General features: G+C 65.4%; 1 pseudogene. It reads right to left on the reverse strand.

What is annotated here, in order from left to right:
- Positions 1-131 precede the first annotated feature (131 nt).
- Positions 132-561 (reverse strand): annotated as a pseudogene (locus QSJ18_RS20115) (hypothetical protein); the annotation flags it as partial.

The raw sequence follows: 561 nt of genomic DNA on the forward strand, positions 1-561 counted from the left end.
GGGTCGGGCTGTGGCAGCGCGTCGTAGGTCGGGGAACTGGTTGAGGATGTCATCGACGGTGGTGCCGGGTGGGGAGCGTAATGCGGCGAGGAGGTAGGCGGGTAGGGGTGTGGTCATTGGTGTCGTTGGTGTCATTGGCTTGCGCTGGGCCAGCCGGGGACAGATTTTCCGGTGGGTGCGGGTAGTGGGCGGGGTGGGGTGTTGCAGCGTTGGGCGCGGAGGTGGGTGGTGTGGATGTAGTCGAGGGCTTTCCAGCTGCCGAAGACGTTGGTGGTGGGTGCGGGGTGGGGTCCGTGTTGGTTGGTGGGTGGGGTTCGGCTGGTGCGCCGGTAGGTGAAGAAAAGTCGGTCGGGTTTGACCGTCGGGTTGGTGGAGATGCTGCAGAGGGCGATACCGCCGACGTCGCGGGAGAGCGGTGTCCAGTCGTGTCTGCCTTGCGGGTCGGGGTCGGGGAAGGGGGCGGCCCAGACGTAGGTGGTGTTGGGTGGTTCGACTGTGGAGTACAGGCCGTAAAACTTGTCGTACCACAGCCATACGGACAGGCTGGCGTGGCGAAAGCCG

Origin of the sequence: Gordonia heveisoli (assembly GCF_030315745.1) — a bacterium.
Classification (GTDB): domain Bacteria; phylum Actinomycetota; class Actinomycetes; order Mycobacteriales; family Mycobacteriaceae; genus Gordonia.